This window comes from Nocardioides psychrotolerans, from assembly GCF_900113685.1.
Taxonomy (GTDB): domain Bacteria; phylum Actinomycetota; class Actinomycetes; order Propionibacteriales; family Nocardioidaceae; genus Nocardioides; species Nocardioides psychrotolerans.
Window position 1 is genome coordinate 55,630 of record NZ_FOQG01000002.1, and the last position, 19,164, is coordinate 74,793.

General features: G+C 69.8%; 18 protein-coding genes and 2 tRNA genes. 17 read left to right on the plus strand and 3 right to left on the minus strand.

Translation table 11 applies throughout. The annotated features are described in order from the left end of the window. Nucleotides 1-523 precede the first annotated feature (523 nt). Nucleotides 524-1,090: an LURP-one-related family protein gene (locus BM204_RS02435; RefSeq protein WP_091110140.1), complete on the plus strand. Its 567-nt coding sequence runs from the start codon at nt 524-526 to the stop codon at nt 1,088-1,090. Between the two features lie 4 nt (nt 1,091-1,094). Then, nucleotides 1,095-1,997 (plus strand): alpha/beta hydrolase, encoded by a 903-nt coding sequence (locus BM204_RS02440; RefSeq protein ID WP_091110142.1) that lies wholly within the window; start codon nt 1,095-1,097, stop codon nt 1,995-1,997. Here the strand turns inward: BM204_RS02440 and BM204_RS02445 are convergent. Then, on the minus strand, nt 1,972-3,036 hold the full coding sequence (locus BM204_RS02445; protein WP_091110143.1) for a hypothetical protein: 1,065 nt from the start codon (nt 3,034-3,036) through the stop codon (nt 1,972-1,974). The two genes, BM204_RS02440 and BM204_RS02445, sit on opposite strands and share 26 nt — an antisense overlap. A gap of 110 nt (nt 3,037-3,146) precedes the next feature. Here BM204_RS02445 and BM204_RS02450 point away from each other — a divergent pair, with 110 nt between their 5' ends. From BM204_RS02450 to BM204_RS02505, 12 genes are all read left to right on the plus strand, one after another. After that, nucleotides 3,147-3,647: a ribose-5-phosphate isomerase gene (locus BM204_RS02450; RefSeq protein WP_091110668.1), complete on the plus strand. Its 501-nt coding sequence runs from the start codon at nt 3,147-3,149 to the stop codon at nt 3,645-3,647. Nucleotides 3,648-3,652: 5 nt separating this feature from the next. Then, a complete protein-coding gene (locus BM204_RS02455; protein ID WP_091110145.1) occupies nt 3,653-4,501 on the plus strand; it encodes an Fpg/Nei family DNA glycosylase in 849 nt (282 codons plus the stop codon). A gap of 29 nt (nt 4,502-4,530) precedes the next feature. Then, a complete protein-coding gene (locus BM204_RS02460) occupies nt 4,531-5,634 on the plus strand; it encodes a PP2C family protein-serine/threonine phosphatase (RefSeq protein WP_091110146.1) in 1,104 nt (367 codons plus the stop codon). Between the two features lie 112 nt (nt 5,635-5,746). Next, a tRNA-Gly gene (locus BM204_RS02465) sits at nt 5,747-5,820 on the plus strand. Nucleotides 5,821-5,864: 44 nt separating this feature from the next. After that, nucleotides 5,865-5,937 (plus strand) — tRNA-Pro (locus BM204_RS02470). A gap of 40 nt (nt 5,938-5,977) precedes the next feature. Then, complete coding sequence (gene tig, locus BM204_RS02475) at nt 5,978-7,417, plus strand: trigger factor (protein WP_170259298.1); 1,440 nt, start codon at nt 5,978-5,980, stop codon at nt 7,415-7,417. Between the two features lie 68 nt (nt 7,418-7,485). After that, entirely contained in the window at nt 7,486-8,676 is a 1,191-nt protein-coding gene (locus tag BM204_RS02480) for a lipase family alpha/beta hydrolase (RefSeq protein WP_091110150.1), read from the plus strand. Next, nucleotides 8,673-9,137, plus strand: coding sequence for an SRPBCC family protein (locus BM204_RS02485; protein WP_170259297.1), 465 nt, complete (start codon nt 8,673-8,675; stop codon nt 9,135-9,137). Before BM204_RS02480 ends, BM204_RS02485 begins: the two co-directional genes overlap by 4 nt. Nucleotides 9,138-9,255: 118 nt before the next feature. Further along, nucleotides 9,256-9,861 carry an ATP-dependent Clp protease proteolytic subunit gene (locus tag BM204_RS02490; RefSeq protein ID WP_091110153.1) on the plus strand — a complete coding sequence of 202 codons (606 nt, stop codon included), beginning with the start codon at nt 9,256-9,258 and terminating at the stop codon, nt 9,859-9,861. A 5-nt stretch (nt 9,862-9,866) separates the two neighbouring features. Further along, entirely contained in the window at nt 9,867-10,478 is a 612-nt protein-coding gene (locus tag BM204_RS02495) for an ATP-dependent Clp protease proteolytic subunit (protein WP_091110154.1), read from the plus strand. Between the two features lie 148 nt (nt 10,479-10,626). Continuing rightward, entirely contained in the window at nt 10,627-11,910 is a 1,284-nt protein-coding gene (gene clpX, locus BM204_RS02500; RefSeq protein ID WP_091110156.1) for an ATP-dependent Clp protease ATP-binding subunit ClpX, read from the plus strand. A 130-nt stretch (nt 11,911-12,040) separates the two neighbouring features. Beyond that, nucleotides 12,041-12,610: a hypothetical protein gene (locus tag BM204_RS02505; protein WP_091110158.1), complete on the plus strand. Its 570-nt coding sequence runs from the start codon at nt 12,041-12,043 to the stop codon at nt 12,608-12,610. Nucleotides 12,611-12,632: 22 nt separating this feature from the next. Here BM204_RS02505 and valS read toward each other — a convergent pair whose 3' ends face one another. Then, nucleotides 12,633-15,242, minus strand: coding sequence for a valine--tRNA ligase (gene valS, locus BM204_RS02510; RefSeq protein ID WP_091110159.1), 2,610 nt, complete (start codon nt 15,240-15,242; stop codon nt 12,633-12,635). 75 nt (nt 15,243-15,317) lie between these two features. Between valS and BM204_RS02515 the strand changes: the two genes are divergently transcribed. Further along, nucleotides 15,318-16,199 carry a GNAT family N-acetyltransferase gene (locus BM204_RS02515; RefSeq protein WP_091110161.1) on the plus strand — a complete coding sequence of 294 codons (882 nt, stop codon included), beginning with the start codon at nt 15,318-15,320 and terminating at the stop codon, nt 16,197-16,199. A gap of 20 nt (nt 16,200-16,219) precedes the next feature. Here the strand turns inward: BM204_RS02515 and BM204_RS02520 are convergent, their stop codons facing one another. Continuing rightward, the gene (locus BM204_RS02520) at nt 16,220-17,329 is read right to left on the minus strand and encodes an NAD(P)-dependent alcohol dehydrogenase (protein ID WP_091110163.1); all 1,110 of its coding nucleotides are present in this window, start codon (nt 17,327-17,329) and stop codon (nt 16,220-16,222) included. Between the two features lie 65 nt (nt 17,330-17,394). Here BM204_RS02520 and folC point away from each other — a divergent pair, with 65 nt between their 5' ends. Continuing rightward, nucleotides 17,395-18,759 (plus strand): bifunctional tetrahydrofolate synthase/dihydrofolate synthase, encoded by a 1,365-nt coding sequence (gene folC, locus BM204_RS02525; protein WP_091110165.1) that lies wholly within the window; start codon nt 17,395-17,397, stop codon nt 18,757-18,759. Further along, nucleotides 18,756-19,157, plus strand: a complete 402-nt coding sequence (locus BM204_RS02530) for a DUF4233 domain-containing protein (RefSeq protein ID WP_246166577.1) — start codon at nt 18,756-18,758, stop codon at nt 19,155-19,157. Before folC ends, BM204_RS02530 begins: the two co-directional genes overlap by 4 nt. Nucleotides 19,158-19,164: the final 7 nt, after the last annotated feature.

A 19,164-nucleotide genomic window follows, 5' to 3' on the forward strand; every position in this document is an offset into this window, starting at 1 on the left:
CGGCGTCTTCGTCGTCGGTCTCATGGATCACGCACCAATCGACGATGTGCTGGAGGAGGCGGATCTCGGCCTGATCGCGGTTCACGCGCTCGCCTCGGAGCGCGGTCAGCACGCTGATGCTGTCGTCGCCTCCGGGCTGCTCGGTCATAGATCCATTGAAGCCGTGCCCACCGACAGCGGCCCCCCTTTCGGGCCCCGGATCCCACCTGGTGAGACGTCAAGCGAAACTTTCTTCGAACTCATTTTCGTGGGCCCCACGGGCGTCCCCCGTGGGCCTGCTTCCTGGCTCGGCGGGTCTCGACGCCGCCTCGCCCAGGGGCTCGGCCGGCTCGACCCACAACCACGTGGCTCACCACCGAACACGCGGCTCGACCCGGACTCACCCGAGGGGCTCGCACGGGGGCGCACCCGCCGCTCGCCCAACGAACGAACGGCCCGACACCGCCGACCGTCGACCGACAACCCGACCAACGACGCGGCGGAGCTGCACAGAGGTCGGCACACGATCTTCTAGGCTCAGCCCATGACCGCCATGTACCTGCCGACGTTCTACGTCAAGCAGAAGTTCGCAATGACGACCAACCGCTACGAGCTGTTCGCGGCCAACCCCGACGGCACCTTCGGGCAGTCGATGGGGGTCGCGCAGCAGAAGCGGATGGCCTTCAAGGAGGAGGTCACCTTCTTCGCCGACGACACGATGACCCGCCCGGTCTTCAGCTTCAAGGCCCGCAAGAAGATCGACCTCAACGCCGGCTACGACATCTTCGACGAGGCGCGCAACCAGATCGGGTTCTTCCGGAAGGACTTCGGGGCCAGCCTGCTGCGCTCGACGTTCCACATGGAGGGAGCGGGCTACGCCGGCACGGGGCAGGAGCGGAGCCAGGCGATCGCGATCATCCGTCGCTTCACCGACATCCCGTTCCTGCCGATCCACTTCGACTTCGTCGGCGCCAACGGGGAGCCGTTGCTGGGCGTCGAACGCCAGGGCTCTGTCCGCGACAAATACACCGTGCACGTGCCTGACCAGCGCATCGACTTCCGCGTGGCCGCGGCGATCGCCGTGGGCCTCGACGCGCTCATGCAGCGCTAGGGCGGTGCTCTTCCCCGAGGCCCGTCGCGCCGTCGTGGCCGCGGCGGGGGAGCGGCCGGTCCACGACCCCGGCTTCGACATCGACGCCGCGCGTGCCGAGGCGCAGCGGGCGGCGCTGGCCGAGCCCCGTGAGGACGTCGCCCAGGTGACGGACCTCGATGCCGACGGCGTGCCGTGCCGGCTCTACGTGCCCGAGGACGCCGTGCCCGGGGTGATCGTGCACCTGCACGGCGGTGGCTTCGTCCTCAACGACATCGAGGTGCACGACGCTCCCGCCCGACGGCTGGCCAACCGTGCCGGCACCGCGGTCCTGAGCGTCGACTACCGGCGCCCGCCCGAGCACCGCTTCCCGGCCGCGCCCGACGACGTCGACACGGTGCTCGCCTGGGTGGCACGCGAGGGAGGTGCCCTCGGCGTCGAGGGGCCGACGTACGCCCATGGCGACAGCGCGGGTGCCAACCTCGCGCTCGTGGCGGCGTTGCGCCAGCCGGGCCGCTTCGACGCGGTCGTGCTGATCTACCCGTTCCTCGACCCCAGCCAGGGCTTCGACTCCTACGTCACCTCCGCCGACGGCTTCGACCCGCGCGAGGCGGCCTGGTACTGGAAGCAGTACGCCGCCAGCGCGGACGACCTGACCGATCCCGATCTCGCGCCGCTGCACTCTGACCGGCTCGGCACCTTGCCCCCGACGCTCGTCGTGACCGCCGAGCACGACCCCCTGCGCGACGAGGGCGAGCACCTCGCGCGGCTGCTCGCCGAGCAGGGCGTCGAGGTCTCGGCCTCGCGCGTCCTCGGGCAGGTCCACGGCTTCTGGCGCCACGACCGGGTCTTCCCGGCCGCGGAGCAGCTGACGCGCCAGGTGGCCGGCTTCCTTGCCGGTGTCAGGAGCCGTAGGTCTGCAGGGTGATCCTGGACGCGATCCGCGAGGCGCGCTCGCAGTCGCCGCCGACGGTGCAGCGCACCAGCACCTCGCGAGGCTTGCCGTCCACGCGGAGGTTCATCACCACGAGGAACGCGCGACTGCCCTCGAGGACGAGCATCTCGTTGTCGTTGTAGGCGTTCTCGTAGCCGCCGTCGTAGCGCCGGAGGATGCGTCCGGTTCCCGCGGCGCGCAGCTCGGGGGAGTAGGTCTCGTACTGCGTGGTCAGCAGGACCTTGCCGTCGCCGGAGATGTCGAAGGGCAGCATCTCGTTCTCGAAGCCGGCCTTCCACACCACGCGTTCCGGCCGCGAGATCCGTCGCAGCTGCGTGCCGTCGCTCGTGCGCAGGGCGAACCAGTCGTGCTCGAGGCTTCCGAACGACACGTCGCCGTAGACCCCGTTCGGGCCGCGGAACAGGGTCTCGAGCTCCCCGTTGCCCCGCCACACCTGCACGAGCGACCTGTCCGAGACCAGGGCCCGGTGCTCGGTCGTGTCGAGGAGGATCCAGCTGCGGCCCTTCCCCGAGGTGCGCTGGCGGAGCACGCGGCCGCTCGGGAGGTCCACCTGGGACAGCCTTGTCCTGAAGCTGGCGTTGGAGGAGACGATCCACAGCTTGTCTCCCGCCACCTGCCAGTCCGACTCGCCGCCGTAGCTGTGCGGCACCGGACCGCCGACGCGGACCACGGCACCGCCGGGCCGGATCCGGTACGCCGTGGCCTCCTTCGCCCCGGTCGGCGCCCACACGAGCGCGTCCCGGCGCCAGGCGCCGATCAGCCGCGCACCGCCGGTCACTTCCGCGGGTGGCGTGAAGCGGACCGTGCGACCGCCGGGGAAGCGCACCAGGTTGCCGACCATCGAGATCACCCGCGGCGCCGGACCGCGGTCGAGCGCGAGCGGGTGCTGCAGCGCGTCCAGGGGGTCGTCGGGTGCTGGTGCCGCGGCGGCGGAGCCGGGCAGCAGCGACAGGGTCAGGGTGGCCAGGACACCTGCGGCGAGAGCGGCAAGGGGTCGGCGGTGGTGAGGCACAGGATCTCCCGAGAATGGATTGTCGATGGGTGTGACGTGGGGCTCGTCCAGAAGGTGTGACGCCTGGACGGCGGGTTGGGTTGTCGCGAGCGTCTGAAAAGATGCCCGCCATGCGCGTCCACGTGGGATCCGACCATGCCGGCCTCGAGCTCAAGGACCACCTGGTGGCCTGGTTGGGCGAGCACGGCTACGAACCCGTGGACCACGGGCCCTTCGTCTACGACGCGCTCGACGACTACCCCGTCTTCTGCCTGCGAGCGGCGGCGGGCGTGGCCGAGGACCGGGCCGTCGGCCAGGACAGCCTCGGCGTGGTCGTCGGTGGCTCCGGCAACGGCGAGCAGATGGCCGCCAACAAGGTCACGGGCATCCGCTCGGCTCTGGTCTGGTCCGAGGACACCGCGGTGCTCGCTCGCGAGCACAACGACGCCAACGTCGTCTCGGTCGGTGGCCGCATGCACTCGCTCGAGGACATGACCCGCTTCGTGGAGGTCTTCCTCGCCACCCCCTTCTCCGGCGACGAGCGCCACGTCCGCCGGATCGCCCAGCTGGGCTCCTACGAGCAGACCGGCAAGCTGCCGCCGCTGCCGGAGTCCGCCCGCCGCGATGCCTGACCGCGATGCCTGAGGGCCACACCCTGCACCGGCTGGCCCGGGACCTGACGGGCGCGTTCGCCGGGCGTGCCGTGGGCGTGGGCAGCCCGCAGGGGCGCTTCGCCGAGTCCGCGGCCCTGCTCGACGGCCAGGTGCTGGAGAGCGCGGAGTCCTGGGGCAAGCATCTGTTCATCGGCTTCCCTGGCGAGGTGTTCGTCCACGTCCACCTCGGGCTCTACGGCACGTTCGCGGTGCACCCGGTCGTCGACGAGGTGCCCGAGCCGGTGGGCCAGGTGCGCCTGCGTCTCCTCGCCCGCGACGCGCGGGGAGCGGCGTACGCCGACCTGCGCGGCGCCACCACCTGTGACCTGGTCACGCGTGCGCAGCGCGACGCGGTCCTTGCCCGCATCGGACCGGATCCGCTGCGCGCCGACCAGGACCCTGACCGCGCCTGGGACCGGATCCGGCGCAGCCGCTCGTCGATCGGGGGGCTGCTCATGGACCAGTCGGTGCTGGCCGGGGTCGGGAACGTCTACCGGGCCGAGGTCCTCTTCCGGCACCGCACGCACCCGCTGCGTCCCGGCAGCACGCTCCAGGTGAGCCGCTGGACGGCGATGTGGGACGACCTCGTGGTACTCATGGCCGAAGGAGTGCGCACCGGTCGCATCGACACCGTGCGCCCCGAGCACACGCCCGAGGCGATGGGCCGCCCACCGCGGGCCGACGACCACGGCGGCGAGGTCTACGTCTACCGTCGGCACGGCCAGCCCTGCCTGGTGTGCGGGTCGCGCGTCCGGACCGACGTCCTCCAGTCACGCAACGTGTTCTGGTGTCCGCGTTGCCAGCCCACGTTCCGCTCACGAGCCCTACGCTGAGCCCCTCCTCCTCCACTGCCGGGAAACCCATGACTGCCACCGTTGACGCCCAGAGCTCCGTCGTGACGCCTCCGTGGCGTCGCGCCTGGCTGCTGTTCCGGCGCCGTGGGCTCACGACGGAGACCCGGATCGCGCTCTGGCTGGTCGTGGTCGCGGTGGGCATCACGGTCGGTGTGGCCCTGTGGCCGGTCGAGATGCCGTTCGTCGCCCTGATGCTGCCGCTGCTCGTGGCGAGCATCCTCCTGGGTCCCCGCACCCTGCCGTGGTTCGTCATCCTCCTGATGGTGCTGCTCACGATCTCGGTGTCCCTCCAGGTCGAGATCACCCCGCGCATCGTCGCTACCACGGCCGTGCAGTTCGCGATGGGCTCCTTCGTCCTCGGCACGAGCTTCCGGCGGGCGAACCTGGGGGTCGGTGGCATGCGTGGTGAGTCGATGTTCATCGACCTGCGTGACCGGATCCTCACCCAAGGCGGCATCCCCGACCTGCCGGAGGGCTGGCTGGTCCAGTCGGCGCTGACCTCGGCCGGTGGCACCCTCTTCGCCGGCGACTTCGTGGTCGCGACACGTCGCCCCGACGGATCGGCCCTCGACGTCGTCGTGGTCGACGTCTCCGGCAAGGGGGAGGAGGCCGGCACCCGTGCCCTGCTGCTCTCGGGCTCGTTCGGCGGCCTGCTCGGCGCCCTGCCACCCGAGCAGTTCCTGCCGGCGGCCAACGACTACCTCCTGCGCCAGGACTGGGACGAGGGCTTCGCCACCGCCGTCCACCTCTCGCTCGACCTCGCCACCGGTGACTTCCAGATCCGTACGGCGGGCCACCCGCCGGCCGCGCACCGCCTGGCCGGCTCGGGTCGCTGGTCCGTGCTGCGCACCGAGGGCCCCGTCCTGGGCCTCATCGAGGATGCCGAGTTCCACTGCGCGACCGGACGCCTCGGTCGCGGTGATGCGTTGCTGCTCTACACCGACGGCATGGTCGAGGAGCCGCGGCGCGACATCGACCTGGGCATCGACCGGATGCTCGGCCAGGCCGAGTCGCTGTTGCGTGGCTCGTTCGATGGTGCGGCCGCACGCCTCACCGAGGCGCTCGGCTCACGCGACGACGACCGGGCGATGCTGGTGGTCCACCGCACCTGACGCCGCTCGGCGCAGGTGCGTGTCCGACGGGGCCGTTTGGGGGTCTGTGCCGCGCGTGTGGCACCATGACAACCGCACATTTCACGCTCCGGACGGGCGTGGAGGCACACGCGCGGATGTAGCTCAATGGTAGAGCTCCAGTCTTCCAAACTGATTACGCGGGTTCGATTCCCGTCATCCGCTCCAAGGAGCTCCTCCGCACCCGCGGAGGGCGTCTTGAGCATGCACGACGGGGCGTAGCGTAGTGGCTAGCGCGCCTGCTTTGGGAGCAGGAGACCGCAGGTTCGAGTCCTGTCGCCCCGACGCACCAGCCTTTCAATCCACATCCATGAGGAGACCACCTGTGAAGAGCGCCGTCGAGAACTTGAGCCCGACCAGGGCCAAGCTGACTGTCGAGGTGCCCTTCGAGGAGCTCAAGCCGAGCCTCGACGCGGCCTACAAGAAGATCGCCCAGCAGATCAACATCCCCGGCTTCCGTCGCGGCAAGGTGCCCCCGATGGTCATCGACCGTCAGGTCGGGCGCGGCACCGTGCTGGACGAGGCGATCAACGAGGTGCTGCCGCAGAAATACATCGAGGCCCTCCAGGCCAACGACCTGCAGCCCCTCGCGCAGCCCGACATCGAGGTGACCAAGTTCGAGGACAACGAGACCCTCGAGTTCACCGCCGAGGTCGACGTGAAGCCCACCATCGAGCTGCCCTCCTACGAGGGCATCGAGGCCGAGGTCGAGGACGTCACGGTCGCTGACGACGACGTCGACGAGCAGGTCAAGGCGCTCCGCGAGCGTTTCGCGACCCTGACCGACGTCGAGCGCCCGGCCGCCGACGGCGACTTCGTGGTGCTCGACCTCAAGGCCGTGAAGGACGGCGAGGTCGTCGAGGGCGCCGAGGTGAGCGGCATGAGCTACCAGGTCGGTCGCGGTGGCATGGTCGAGGGCCTCGACGAGGCGCTCGTCGGCCTGTCCGCCGGCGAGGACAAGACGTTCTCCTCCGAGCTCGTGGGTGGTGACCAGGTCGGCGAGGCCGTCGAGATCCAGGTCAGCATCAGCCAGGTCCAGGAGCAGGAGCTCCCGGACTACGACGACGAGTTCGCCCAGCTCGCCTCCGAGTTCGACACCATCGAGGAGCTCTCCGCCGACGTGCGCGAGCGCCTCGGCCGGGGCAAGCGCCTCGAGCAGGCCGCCGCCGCGCGCGACGCCGTCCTCGAGGTCCTGCTCGAGAAGGTCTCCGTGCCGCTGCCCGAGAGCATGGTCACCGACGAGCTCAACGCCCGCCGTCAGAACATCGAGCAGCAGCTCGGCCAGGCCGGCATCTCCATGGAGAAGTACCTCGAGGACGAGGAGCAGACCGTCGAGGAGTTCGAGGCCGACCTCGACCGCCGGGTCCGCGACGCCGTCGCCGCGCAGTTCATCCTCGACGAGATCGCGAAGAAGGAGGAGCTCGGCGTCGACCAGCAGGAGCTCTCCGGCCACCTGGTGCGCCGGGCCCAGCAGTCGGGCCAGGACCCCCAGGAGTTCGCCAACCACATGTTCGAGCACAACCACATCCCGGAGATGGTCCAGGAGATCCTGCGCGGCAAGGCGCTCGCGGCGATCGTGGAGACCGCGGTCGTCAAGGACGCCTCCGGCAACGTGGTGGAGCTGAAGAACCTGCGACCCGACGGCACCATCGGTGAGCCCGAGCCCGAGGTCGAGGCCCCCGCGGCCGAGGCCGACGAGGCTGCCGAGGTCGTCGAAGCCGACGAGGCTGCCGAGGAGTCGGACGAGGCACCGGCTCAGTCCTGACCGAGCTGTGATCCGAACCCTGCCGGATTGAGTGAACGACTGTGCACTCAATCCGGTAGGGTCCTGCCATGTCCGAAGCCTCCGTGGTCCCGCCCGGGCCTAGCGTCATCGACGCCCTGTCGCTGCTCTCCGAGGTCGCCGGCGAGCTCGTGGTCAAGAGCGCGCGCGACACCCACTTCGCCATCGCCGACCGCGTCGGAAGCGTGGCGCGGCGTGCCACGGGTGGCACCTCGACGGTCCCCGACCTGGTGCACCGCGGCATCGCGGGCGCGGTCTACGGGGGTCTCACCGCCGGCCTCCGCGCGGCGTCGGTCGGTCTGGACAAGCTCGCTGCCACCGGGGTCGGACCCCGGCTCGAGGAGACGCCGCGTGGTCGGTTTGTCAGCTCGGCCGTCAACGGCCTGATCGGCGACACGCTGCTGCGTGACCGACCCCAGATGGCGATCCCGATGGCCGTGCGTCTCGGGGGGCGCGACGTCGAGCTCACCCACGACGCCCTCGCCTCGTCGTACCCGGACGCGAGCGGGCGCCTGGTGGTGTTCCTGCACGGCCTGTGCGAGAACGAGTCCTACTGGGACCTGCACCGCGACGACATCGGCACCACGTACGGCGAGGCGCTGGCCGGGCAGGGCTGGTCGCCGCTCTTCCTGCGCGCCAACACGGGCCTGTCGCTGCGCGAGAACGGCGTGGCGCTGGCGGCACTGATGCAGCGTCTCGTCGACGCTTGGCCGATCCCCGTGACGCGCGTGGCCCTGGTCGGTCACTCCCTGGGCGGGCTGGTGATCCGGGCGGCCGGTGCGGTCGCCGCCGAGCCGCCTGCCTCGGGTCAGCCGTGGGCCGAGCACATCTCCGACGTCATCACCCTCGGCACGCCCCATCTCGGCGCTCCGATCGCCTGGGGGATCGGGCACGGGAGTCGCGGGCTGGCGCGGCTGCCCGAGACAGCGGCGTTCGGCCGGATCCTCGACTGGCGCTCCGTGGGCGTGCACGACCTCGTGGCCGGCCTGGCGCACGACGTCCCGGCGCTGCCGCATGCGCGCTACCGCCTGGTAGCCGCGACCCTCACGGAGTCGCAGCGCCACCTCGTGGGCCACGTGGTGGGTGACCTGCTGGTGCGCCCCAGCTCCGCCTACGGGCGGGACAAGCGCGGCAGCGAGCTGTTCCCGGGTGCCGATGTCCTTCACGTCGGCCGCACCGACCACTTCGGTCTGCTCAACCATCCGAAGGTTCACGCCGCCATGCGAGACTGGCTCGCGTGAGTGCTGATCGCGAGCTGCGGGTCGAGACCGTCATCGACGCCGTCCCTGACCGGGTGTGGTCGCTGCTGACGGACTTCTCGCAGATGGCGCAGTGGAGTCCCGAGCTGGTGCGGATGGTGCCGCTCAAGCCGGGCGGGCTGCGCGTCGGGCAGGCCTACCTCGGCATCAACCGCCGCAAGGTCGTCGTGTGGCCGACTCGTTCGGTGGTGGCGGTCCTGGAGCCCGGACGCACCCTCGCCTGGGACACCCGCTCGAGCGGTGCGCGGTGGATCTGGGAGCTCTCCGCCGAGGGCGCCGGCACCCGCGTCGTGCACCGCCGCCCCGTGCCGACCGCACTCACGGCGATCAGTCGTGCCTTCGCCCCACTGTTCCTCGGTGGCAGCGAGGGCCATGCCGACGAGCTCGAGCAGGGGATGGCCGCAACCGTGGCCCGGCTGAAGGTCAGCGCCGAGTCCACCTGAGGGAAATCTGCTCTCGGCGAACAGGGGCCCAATGCCCGTGGAACTGTCGGTCCTTCGGGCTACTGTCAAACACGTGAACCAGATTCCCAGTCCCGCAGGCGCGTCGCACGGCCCCCAGATGGGCGCGGGCGGCGGGCTCAACGTCCTCGACGACCACATCTACCAGCGGCTGCTGCGAGAGCGCATCGTGTTCCTCGGCTCCGAGGTGCGCGACCAGAACGCCAACGCGATCTGCGCCCAGCTGCTCCTGCTCTCGGCAGAGGACCCCGAGGCCGACATCTTCCTGCACATCAACTCGCCCGGTGGCTCCGTGGACGCCGGCATGGCGATCTACGACACCATGAACTACATCCCCAACGACGTCGCGACCGTCGGCATGGGCCTGGCCGCCTCGATGGGCCAGTTCCTGCTCTGCGCCGGCACCAAGGGCAAGCGCTACGCCCTGCCGCACGCGCGGATCATGATGCACCAGCCCTCCTCCGGCATGGGCGGCTCGGCCTCCGACATCAAGATCCAGGCGCAGCAGTCGCTGCACATCAAGAAGGTCCTCCTCGAGCTCATCGCGGAGCACACCGGCCAGACGGTCGAGCAGATCGAGAACGACGCGGACCGCGACCGCTGGTTCACCGCCGACCAGGCGCTCGCGTACGGCCTGGTCGACCAGGTCATCAAGAGCGCTCGCGACGCTGCCGACGAGGGCCGCCCCGCGCGGCAGAAGGGCTGAGTGCCATGAACTACTACATCCCCCAGTGGGAGGAGCGGACCTCCTACGGGTTCCGCCGCATCGACCCCTACGGCAAGCTCTTCGAGGACCGCATCATCTTCCTCGGCTCGCCGATCTCCGACGACGTGGCCAACGCCGTCATGGCGCAGCTGCTCTGCCTGGAGTCGATGAACCCCGACCAGGACATCCAGATCTACATCAACTCGCCAGGTGGCTCCTTCACGGCGCTCACCGCGATCTACGACACGATGAAGTTCATCACCCCCGACGTGCAGACCGTCTGCCTCGGCCAGGCGGCCTCGGCGGCGGCGGTCCTGCTCGCTGCAGGTGCCCCCGGCAAACGGATGGCCCTGCCCAACAGCCGGATCCTCATCCACCAGCCCTACACCGAGGGCACGTTCGGCCAGACCTCGGACATCGAGATCCAGGCCAACGAGATCCTCCGGATGCGCGAGCTGCTCGAGAAGATGATCAGCGACCACAGCGGTCGTGATCCCGAGCAGGTCAGCCGCGACATCGAGCGCGACAAGATCCTCACCGCCGCCCAGGCCATCGACTACGGCCTCATCGACACGGTGCTCGACTCACGCAAGGCATCGACGCTCGCCCTGACCTGATCAGGCACGCTGGCCACCTGACCTGACCAGGTGGCCAGACTTGTCCGGAGGTTGCCGTGTCCGACCCCCTCCCGGGGGTCCCAGCAGGTACCTTCGGGTGGTTTGCACCAATGCTCGACTCGCTCAACCGCATGAAGGAGATGACCCCGTGGCACGCATCGGTGACGGAGGCGACCTGCTGAAGTGTTCCTTCTGTGGCAAGAGCCAGAAGCAGGTCAAGAAGCTCATCGCCGGACCCGGCGTCTACATCTGCGACGAGTGCATCGACCTCTGCAACGAGATCATCGAGGAGGAGCTCAGCGAGGGGACCGAGGTCAGCCTCGAGGAGCTGCCCAAGCCGAAGGAGATCTTCGACTTCCTCAACTCCTACGTCATCGGGCAGGAGCAGGCCAAGAAGTCGCTCGCCGTTGCGGTTTACAACCACTACAAGCGCGTGCAGTCCGGCCTCCAGCCGGTCGCTGGCAAGCACAGCAAGGACGAGGTCGTCGAGGTCGCCAAGAGCAACATCTTGGTGATCGGCCCGACCGGTTGTGGCAAGACCTACCTCGCCCAGACGCTCGCGCGGATGCTCAACGTCCCGTTCGCCATCGCGGACGCCACGGCGCTTACCGAGGCCGGCTACGTCGGTGAAGACGTCGAGAACATCCTGCTCAAGTTGATCCAGGCCGCCGACTACGACGTCAAGAAGGCCGAGACCGGCATCATCTACATCGACGAGATCGACAAGGTGGCCCGCAAGGCGGAGAACCCCTCGATCACGCGCGACGTCTCGGGCGAGGGTGTGCAGCAGGCGCTGCTCAAGATCATCGAGGGCACGACCGCCTCGGTCCCACCGCAGGGTGGCCGCAAGCACCCGCACCAGGAGTTCATCCAGATCGACACCACCAACATCCTCTTCGTGGTGGGTGGTGCCTTCGCGGGCCTCGAGCACATCGTCGAGCAGCGGGTCGGCAAGAAGAACCTCGGCTTCACCGCCGACGTCCGCACGGCCGCCGAGCGCGACGCCGAGGACCTGCTCTCGCAGGTCCGTCCCGAGGACCTCACCAAGTTCGGCCTGATCCCCGAATTCATCGGCCGTCTGCCGCTGATCGCGAGCGTCACCAAGCTCGACCAGGACGCGCTCGTGCAGATCCTCACCGAGCCGCGCAACGCGCTGGTCAAGCAATACCAGAAGCTCTTCGAGATCGACGGCGTTGAGCTGGAGTTCACCGTGGACGCCATCAAGGCCATCGCCGACAAGGCGATGGAGCGCGGCACGGGTGCTCGTGGGCTGCGCGCCATCATCGAGGAGGTCCTCCTCCACGTGATGTACGAGGTCCCCTCCCGTGGTGACATCGCCAAGGTCATCGTGACCGGCGAGGTGGTCCTCGAGGACGTCGCGCCGACGCTGGTCCTGCGTGAGTCCGAGGCCAAGAAGAAGAAGTCCGCGTGAGGCCCTCCCGCTCGTGGCACGTCGCGGTCTAGACATCTGTGCCGTGGGCGTTCCCTGAGTTGGCACAGCTTCGTTGTGTCTCCAGACTGGTGACGAGAAGCATCGCACCGGACGTCACTTGGGAGAGACGATGAGCAGCGAGCAGCGGCGACCGCTGATGGCATTCTGTGCCGTCGCGCTCGTGTGCGCCGTGATCATGGCCAGCGCCCTGCGCAGCGACGCGGTGCGGGGCTTCCTCACGACCGGCATCGAGGCCGTGCAGGAGGTGGCCGCGGGCGTCGAGATCGCGCCCCGACCCCCCGTCAAGGCAGCCCCCGTCGCGCCCGAACCCGCCCTCACGCCGGCCGTGGCGGTCGTCGAGGTGACGCGACCGGTCGTCTCCACGCCGACCCGATCGACCACTCGCCCCGATCGCGGGCAGGGCGCCAAACCCGGCAGGCGCAACGGGTCCCGAGGCCACGGCTCCACGCACGGTGACGGCGACAAGGGTGGCAAGGCCCACGGGTCGAAGCACGGCGACCGGGACAAGGGTGGCAAGGGCCACGGGTCGAAGCACGGCGACCGGGACAAGGGTGGCAAGGGCCACGGCTCGAAGCACGGCGACCGGGACAAGGGCGACCGGGACAAGGCTGGCAAGGGCCACGGGTCGAAGCACGGGGACCGGGACAAGGGCGGCAAGGGCCACCGGGGTCACCGGTAGCCCTCGCCTCAGGCGTGGGGCGTCAGTCGGTTGGCGCGAGCTCCGCAACCACCGACAGTGCGGTGGCATCGGTGACGGTGAAGACCAGGTCGCCGGTGATCTTGCCGGACGAGCGCAGGTCCCGCTCGGCGAGCTCGGCGGCACGCACGAGCAGCTCCGGTCCGGAGATCTCCACGCGTGACAGCTCGGCACGCATCGAGACCTTGGCCTGGGACTTGGCGCTGCGGATGCCGACCAGGGCCGCGGCCACCGCATCGACGGCCGCCGGGTCGGAGGCCGCGGCAGAGCCGAGCTCGGCGACCAGTGGCCACTCGCTGCGGTGGATCGAACCCTCCTGCCACCACGACCAGACCTCCTCGGTCACGTAGGGCAGGAACGGCGCGAGCAGGCGCAGCTGCACCTTGAGTGCCAGGGCGAGCGTGGCGCGGGCCGACTCGGTGGGGGCGCCGCCGTCCTCGTCGTAGGCGCGAGCCTTGACGAGCTCCACGTAGTCGTCGCAGAACTCCCAGAAGAACTTCTCGCTGACCTCGAGCGCCGTCGTGTAGTCGTAGGCCTCGAACGCGTCCGTGGCCTTGGTGACGACCGCGGCCAGCCGGCCCAGGAGGGCACAGTCGATGGGTTCGGTGACCTCCACCGAGTTGGCCGACGTCGCCCCGACGCCACCGAGGACGAACTTGGAGACGTTGAGGACCTTCATCGCCAGGCGACGTCCGACCTTCATCTGCGACTCGTCGAAGGGCGAGTCGAGGCCGGGCCGGGCGATCGCAGCACGCCAACGGACCGCGTCGGCGCCGTACTTGCCGAGGATCTCGTCGGGGACCACCACGTTGCCCTTGGACTTCGACATCTTCTTGCGGTCGGGGTCGACGATGAAACCCGAGATGAGGGCGTGCGACCACGGTGCGGCGTGGTTCTCGAAGTGGGAGCGCACGATGCGGGAGAACAGCCAGGTCCGGATGATGTCGTGGGCCTGGGTGGCGAGGTCCATCGGGAAGACGCGCTGCCACAGGTCGTCGTCGGTCTCCCAGCCGCCGGCGATCTGGGGCGTGAGCGACGAGGTCGCCCAGGTGTCCATCACGTCGGGGTCGCCCAGGAAGCCGCCCGGCTCGCCCCGCTGCTCCTCGGAGTAGCCCTGCGGCGCCTGCGTGGACGGGTCGACCGGCAGCTCGGCCTCGGCCGGCATCAGCGGGTGCGCGTAGTCGGGCTCGCCCTCGTCGTCGAGGGGGTACCAGACGGGGAAGGGGATGCCGAAGAAGCGCTGCCGAGAGACCAGCCAGTCGCCGTTGAGGCCGCCGACCCAGTTGTCGTAGCGGTGGCGCATGTGCGCGGGCAGCCACTGGATCTCTGCGCCGCGGTCGAGCATCTCGCTGCGCAGGGCCGCGTCGCGACCACCGTTGCGGATGTACCACTGGCGGGTGGCCACGATCTCGAGGGGCTTGTCGCCCTTCTCGTAGAAGTTGGCCATGCGCTGGGTCGGGGTGGGTTCGCCGACGAGGTCCTCGGACTCGCGCAGCGCGGCCACCATGGCCTCGCGGGCGGAGAAGACCGTCTTGCCGGCGAGCTCGGCGTAGGCCGTCGCTGCGCGATCGTGGGCGAGCCACTCCGGCGTCTCGCGGAGGAAACGACCGTCACGGCCGATGACCGTGCGGACCGGGAGGTCGAGCTCGCGCCACCAGGTGACGTCGGTGAGGTCACCGAACGTGCAGCACATCGCGATGCCGGCCCCCTTGTCCATGTCGGCGGCGGGGTGCGCCACGACCGGGATCTCGACGCCGAAGACGGGCGAGGCGACCGTCGTGCCGAAGAGCGGCTGGTAGCGCTCGTCGTCGGGATGGGCGATCAGCGCCACGACGCTGGGGATCAGCTCGGGGCGGGTGGTCTCGATCGCGACCGTCTGGCCGTCGGGACGATGGAAGGTCACGCGGTGGTAGGCCCCGGCGTAGTCGCGTGCCTCGAGCTCGGCCTGAGCCACCGCGGTCTGGAAGGTGACGTCCCAGAGGGTCGGCGCGTCCTGGAGGTAGGCCTCGCCCCGGGCGTAGTTGCGCAGGAACGCGGTCTGGCTGACCTTCTGGGCCTTTGGGCCGATGGTTGTGTAGGTCTGGTCCCAGTCGACGGAGAGGCCGAGCGTGCGCCATAGCGACTCGAAGACCTGCTCGTCCTGCTCGACCAGCTGCTCGCAGAGCTCGATGAAGTTGGGCCGCGAGATCGGGACCTGCTTCTTGGGGTCCGGCTTCTCCGGCGCGGTGAAGTCGGCGTCGTAGGGCAGCGAGGGGTCGCAGCGCACGCCGAAGTAGTTCTGGACCCGACGCTCGGTCGGCAGTCCGTTGTCGTCCCAGCCCATCGGGTAGAAGACCGACTTGCCGCGCATGCGCTGGAAGCGTGCGATCAGGTCGGTGTGGCTGTAGGAGAAGACGTGCCCGACGTGCAGGCTGCCGCTGACGGTCGGCGGAGGGGTGTCGATCGAGAAGACGTTCTCGCGCGGCTGGGTGCGGTCGAAGGCGTAGGTGCCATCGGCCTTCCACTGCGCGGACCACTTCTCCTCGAGACCCTCGAGGGCCGGCTTCGCGGGTACGACGGCGCCGCTGTCGGTGCGCGTCTCGTCCGGTGCCTGGCTGTCGATGATCTCGGTCATGCACAAATCCTAGTGGTGGCCATCACCCGCTTAATCCACTGGTCCCGGGCGCGTGACCACGCCTAGGTTTCAGGGATGACGGACGTGCAGTTCTACAACGACCCGGCGGAGTTCCTCAGCCACGCCGAGGCCCATCTCCAGCAGGACCCGGTGCTCACCACCGTGGTGTCGAGCGTGTCCCACAAGCTGCTCGCGGCGGACCGTCGGGGCGAGCCCCGTGGCGACCACCCTCGCTGGTGGGCCGCGGTCCGCGAAGGCGACACGGTGGTCGGTGTCGCGATGCGCACAGCGCCCTTCGCGCCGTACTGGCTCTATGTGCTGCCGATGCCCGAGACCGCCGCTCGCGCCCTGGCGCGGGAGGTCCTGGAACGGGGCGAGGAGGTCAGGGCCGTCAACGGCGCGCTCGTCGCGAGCGGTCACGTGGCCGACGAGATCGCCCGCGCCACTGGCGGCACGGCCTCGGTCCATGAGCACATGCGGCTGTGGGAGGTCGCCGATGTGGTGGCACCTGCGCAGCCGTCGGGCCGGCTTCGGCCCGCGCGGGCCGAGGACGGCGACCTGGCCGTGCGCTGGTGGGACGCCTTCGCCGCAGACGCCGCCGAACAGGCGGGGTCAGAGCCCCTGGAGGAGGGCGAGCCGATGGAGGCCGACGAGATGGCCAGGCGCATCGACGAGGGCCTGGTGTGGTTGTGGGAGGACGAGGGTCGCGTCGTCCACCTGACGGCGCACAACCCGCCGTCCTTCGGCGTGGCCCGCATCGGGCCGGTCTACACACCGCGTGAGGCCCGCGGCCATGGCTACGCGAGCGCGACGGTGGCTGCCGTCTCGCAGCGGCTGCTCGACGAAGGCGTGCGCGCCTGCCTCTTCACCGACCAGGCCAACCCGACGTCCAACAAGATCTATGAGGCGATCGGCTTTCGCCGCGTCGAGGACATGGTCAACCTGGTCATCCGCTGACCGGCGGTGGATGAGCAGCGTCACCAGACCAGGACGGGCTTGACCACCTTGCCGGTGCTCACGTCGCTGATGGCGGTGTTGATCTGAGTGAACGGGTAGCTGACCATCAGGTCGTCGACGTCGAACTGGCCGGCCTCGTGCATCTCGATCAACCGCGGCACCATCGTCAGCGGGTCGGAGTCCCCCTCCACGCTGCCGCGGATGACCTTGCCGTTCTGCATGATGTCGATCGCGTCGACGGGGAACTCCTCGGCGCCGAGGCCGAGGATGACCAGCTGTCCGCGCACGCCGAGGGCCTGAGCGGCCTGCTTGATGACGGCCGGTACGGCGGTCGTGTCGACTGCCCCGCTCGTCCCGCCGCCGCTCAGCTCCTTGACGCGGTCGACCAGCGGGCTGCCCAGACCGGTCTGCGCGAGCTCGGCGGGGTTGACGCCGATCGCGCCGTAGCGCGCCGCGACGTCGAGGCGGCTCTGCATCAGGTCGACCGCGATGATCGTCCCCACGCCCTGCGCCTTGGCGGCGGCGATGGCGGCGAGCCCCACGGCGCCCACGCCGTAGACCGCCAGGCTGTCGGTCGGACCCGGCTGGAGCACGTTGAGCACGGCGCCGGCGCCGGTCTGGAAACCACAGCCGTAGGGCGCGATCTTGGTGAGGTCCAGCGCCTTGTCGACGACGACCACGTTGTCGGCGTAGGCGATCGCGTGCTGGGAGAAGCTGGACTGGCCGAAGAAGGAGCCGAAGACGGGGGAGCCGTCGCGCGAGTAGGTGGTGGAGCCGTCCATCCGCATGCCCATGTAGTTGATCATCAGGCTGGACTCGCAATAGCCGATCATGCCGGCGTCGCACTTCGCGCAGCTCCGGCACGAGCGCAGGCTGAGCACGACGTGGTCGCCCACGGCGATGCCGCTGACGTCGGCGCCGACCTCCTCCACGACGCCCGCGCCCTCGTGGCCGAAGACGTTGGGGAACATCTCCGGTGGCAGCATCGTGCGCATCGTGATGTCGGTGTGGCACAGGCCGGTGGCGACGATGCGCACCAGCACCTCGTCGGCGCGTGGTCCGTCGATCTCCACCTCCTCGAAGGTGAAGTCCTGTCCCTGCTCGTTGACGATCGCGACCGTGGTCCTCATGCGTGCAGACTAGAACCTGTTCCAGTCTCGGGTCGAGGGGTCGGGTCCCTAGACTCGGAGGTGAGATGACCGAGACCCCTGAAGAACCCCGTCTGGCCGAGACCTTCGCCGAGGTCGAGGACGCCCTGCTCTCCCGCTGGCCGGAGACCAGGCTCGAGCCGTCGCTCGACCGGATCCGCGCCTTCGCCGAGCTGCTGGGCGACCCCCAGGCGTCCTACCCCGTGATCCACCTGACCGGCACCAACGGCAAGACGACGACCTCGCGGATGATCGACACGCTGTTGCGCGCGCTCGACCTGCGCACGGGTCGCTTCACCTCGCCCCACGTCGAGCGCATGACCGAGCGGATCAGCATCGACGGCGAGCAGCTCGACGACGAGGGCTTCGTTCGCGCCTTCAACGACGTGGCGCCGTTCACGCACCTCGTCGACTCCTCCGAGGCCCACCCGCTGTCGTTCTTCGAGACGGTCGTCGGCATGGCCTTCGCCGCCTTTGCGGACGCTCCGGTCGACGTCGCCGTCGTCGAGGTCGGCATGGGCGGCTCGTGGGACGCCACCAACGTCGCGGACGCGACGGTCGCCGTGGTGCTGCCGATCGCGGTCGACCACAGCCAGTACCTCGGCGACACACCCGTCGACATCGCCGCCGAGAAGGCCGGCATCATCAAGTCAGGCTCCCTCGCGGTCCTCGCCCAGCAGACCCCCGATGTCGCCCAGGTGCTGCTCGCCCGGGCCGTCGAGGTCGGTGCCACCGTCGTGCGCGAGGGCATGGAGTTCGGCGTGATCTCGCGGGTCCCCGCGGTCGGCGGCCAGGTCGTGTCCCTTCAGGGCTTGCGCGCACGCTACGACGACGTCTTCCTGCCGCTCTACGGTGCGCACCAGGCGCAGAACGCCGTCGTCGCGCTGGCGGCAGTCGAGGCCTTCGCCGGCGACCAGCCCCTCGACGAGGAGCTCGTGCGCGCGGCGTTCGCCGAGGTCAGCTCGCCCGGTCGCCTCGAGATCGTGCGACGCAGCCCCACGATCGTCCTCGACTCCGCGCACAACCCGCACGGCGCGGAGGCGATCGCGGACGCGCTCGACGACTCGTTCGCCTTCTCCCCGCTGATCGGCGTCGTCGGGGTCATGGCCGACAAGGACTACGAGGGCCTGCTGTCGGCGTTCGAGCCGCACTTCGCCCACATCGTGTGCACGCAGAACTCCACGCACCGCGCGATGCCGGCCGCCGAGCTCGCGCAGGTCGCGATCGAGGTGTTCGGCGAGGACCGCGTCAGCGTCGAGCCCGACCTCGCCAGTGCCATCGACGAGGCCGCTGCGATGGCGGAGTCGGGCGAGGACGCCGGCCAGTCGCTCGGCTCCGGTGCCGTGCTCGTCACCGGATCCGTGGTCACCGTCGGAGAGGCCCGTGCCCTGATCAGGAGGCGCCGTTCATGAGCGATCGTCAGCGCTCGCCGCGTCGCGGCATGTGCGCCGCCATCCTCAGCCTCGAGGCGATCACCCTCGGGCTCACGACGCCGGTCATGATCGTGATCGCCGATGTCGGCGTCGCCACCGCGCTGTCGGTCGGTCTGGGCCTGATGGTCGCCTGCCTGCTCGTGGCCGGCGTCCTGCGCGCCGAGTGGGGCTACCTGCTGGGCTGGGCCATCCAGCTCGCAGCGATCGCACTCGGCTTCGTGATCCCGCTGATGTTCGTCCTCGGCGGCATCTTCGCCCTGCTGTGGGGCACCGCCGACTTCCTGGGCCGCAAGATCGAGAGCGAGCGTGCCGCGGCCTACGCCGCCCTCGACGCCGAGCTCGCTGCCGAGGTCGAGGCCGAGGGCCAGGCCGACTGAGGCTGGC

What these genes read in the sequence shown, in the direction of transcription:
- BM204_RS02520 (WP_091110163.1), bottom strand. Translation starts at nt 17,329, where the DNA reads ATGAGGACCACGGTCGCGATCGTCAACGAGCAGGGACAGGACTTCACC.
- BM204_RS02455 (WP_091110145.1), top strand. Translation starts at nt 3,653, where the DNA reads ATGCCTGAGGGCCACACCCTGCACCGGCTGGCCCGGGACCTGACGGGC.
- BM204_RS02530 (WP_246166577.1), top strand. Translation starts at nt 18,756, where the DNA reads ATGAGCGATCGTCAGCGCTCGCCGCGTCGCGGCATGTGCGCCGCCATC.
- BM204_RS02460 (WP_091110146.1), top strand. Translation starts at nt 4,531, where the DNA reads ATGACTGCCACCGTTGACGCCCAGAGCTCCGTCGTGACGCCTCCGTGG.
- BM204_RS02515 (WP_091110161.1), top strand. Translation starts at nt 15,318, where the DNA reads ATGACGGACGTGCAGTTCTACAACGACCCGGCGGAGTTCCTCAGCCAC.
- valS (WP_091110159.1), bottom strand. Translation starts at nt 15,242, where the DNA reads ATGACCGAGATCATCGACAGCCAGGCACCGGACGAGACGCGCACCGAC.
- BM204_RS02480 (WP_091110150.1), top strand. Translation starts at nt 7,486, where the DNA reads ATGTCCGAAGCCTCCGTGGTCCCGCCCGGGCCTAGCGTCATCGACGCC.
- BM204_RS02490 (WP_091110153.1), top strand. Translation starts at nt 9,256, where the DNA reads ATGGGCGCGGGCGGCGGGCTCAACGTCCTCGACGACCACATCTACCAG.
- BM204_RS02435 (WP_091110140.1), top strand. Translation starts at nt 524, where the DNA reads ATGACCGCCATGTACCTGCCGACGTTCTACGTCAAGCAGAAGTTCGCA.
- BM204_RS02450 (WP_091110668.1), top strand. Translation starts at nt 3,147, where the DNA reads ATGCGCGTCCACGTGGGATCCGACCATGCCGGCCTCGAGCTCAAGGAC.
- folC (WP_091110165.1), top strand. Translation starts at nt 17,395, where the DNA reads ATGACCGAGACCCCTGAAGAACCCCGTCTGGCCGAGACCTTCGCCGAG.
- BM204_RS02505 (WP_091110158.1), top strand. Translation starts at nt 12,041, where the DNA reads ATGAGCAGCGAGCAGCGGCGACCGCTGATGGCATTCTGTGCCGTCGCG.
- BM204_RS02495 (WP_091110154.1), top strand. Translation starts at nt 9,867, where the DNA reads ATGAACTACTACATCCCCCAGTGGGAGGAGCGGACCTCCTACGGGTTC.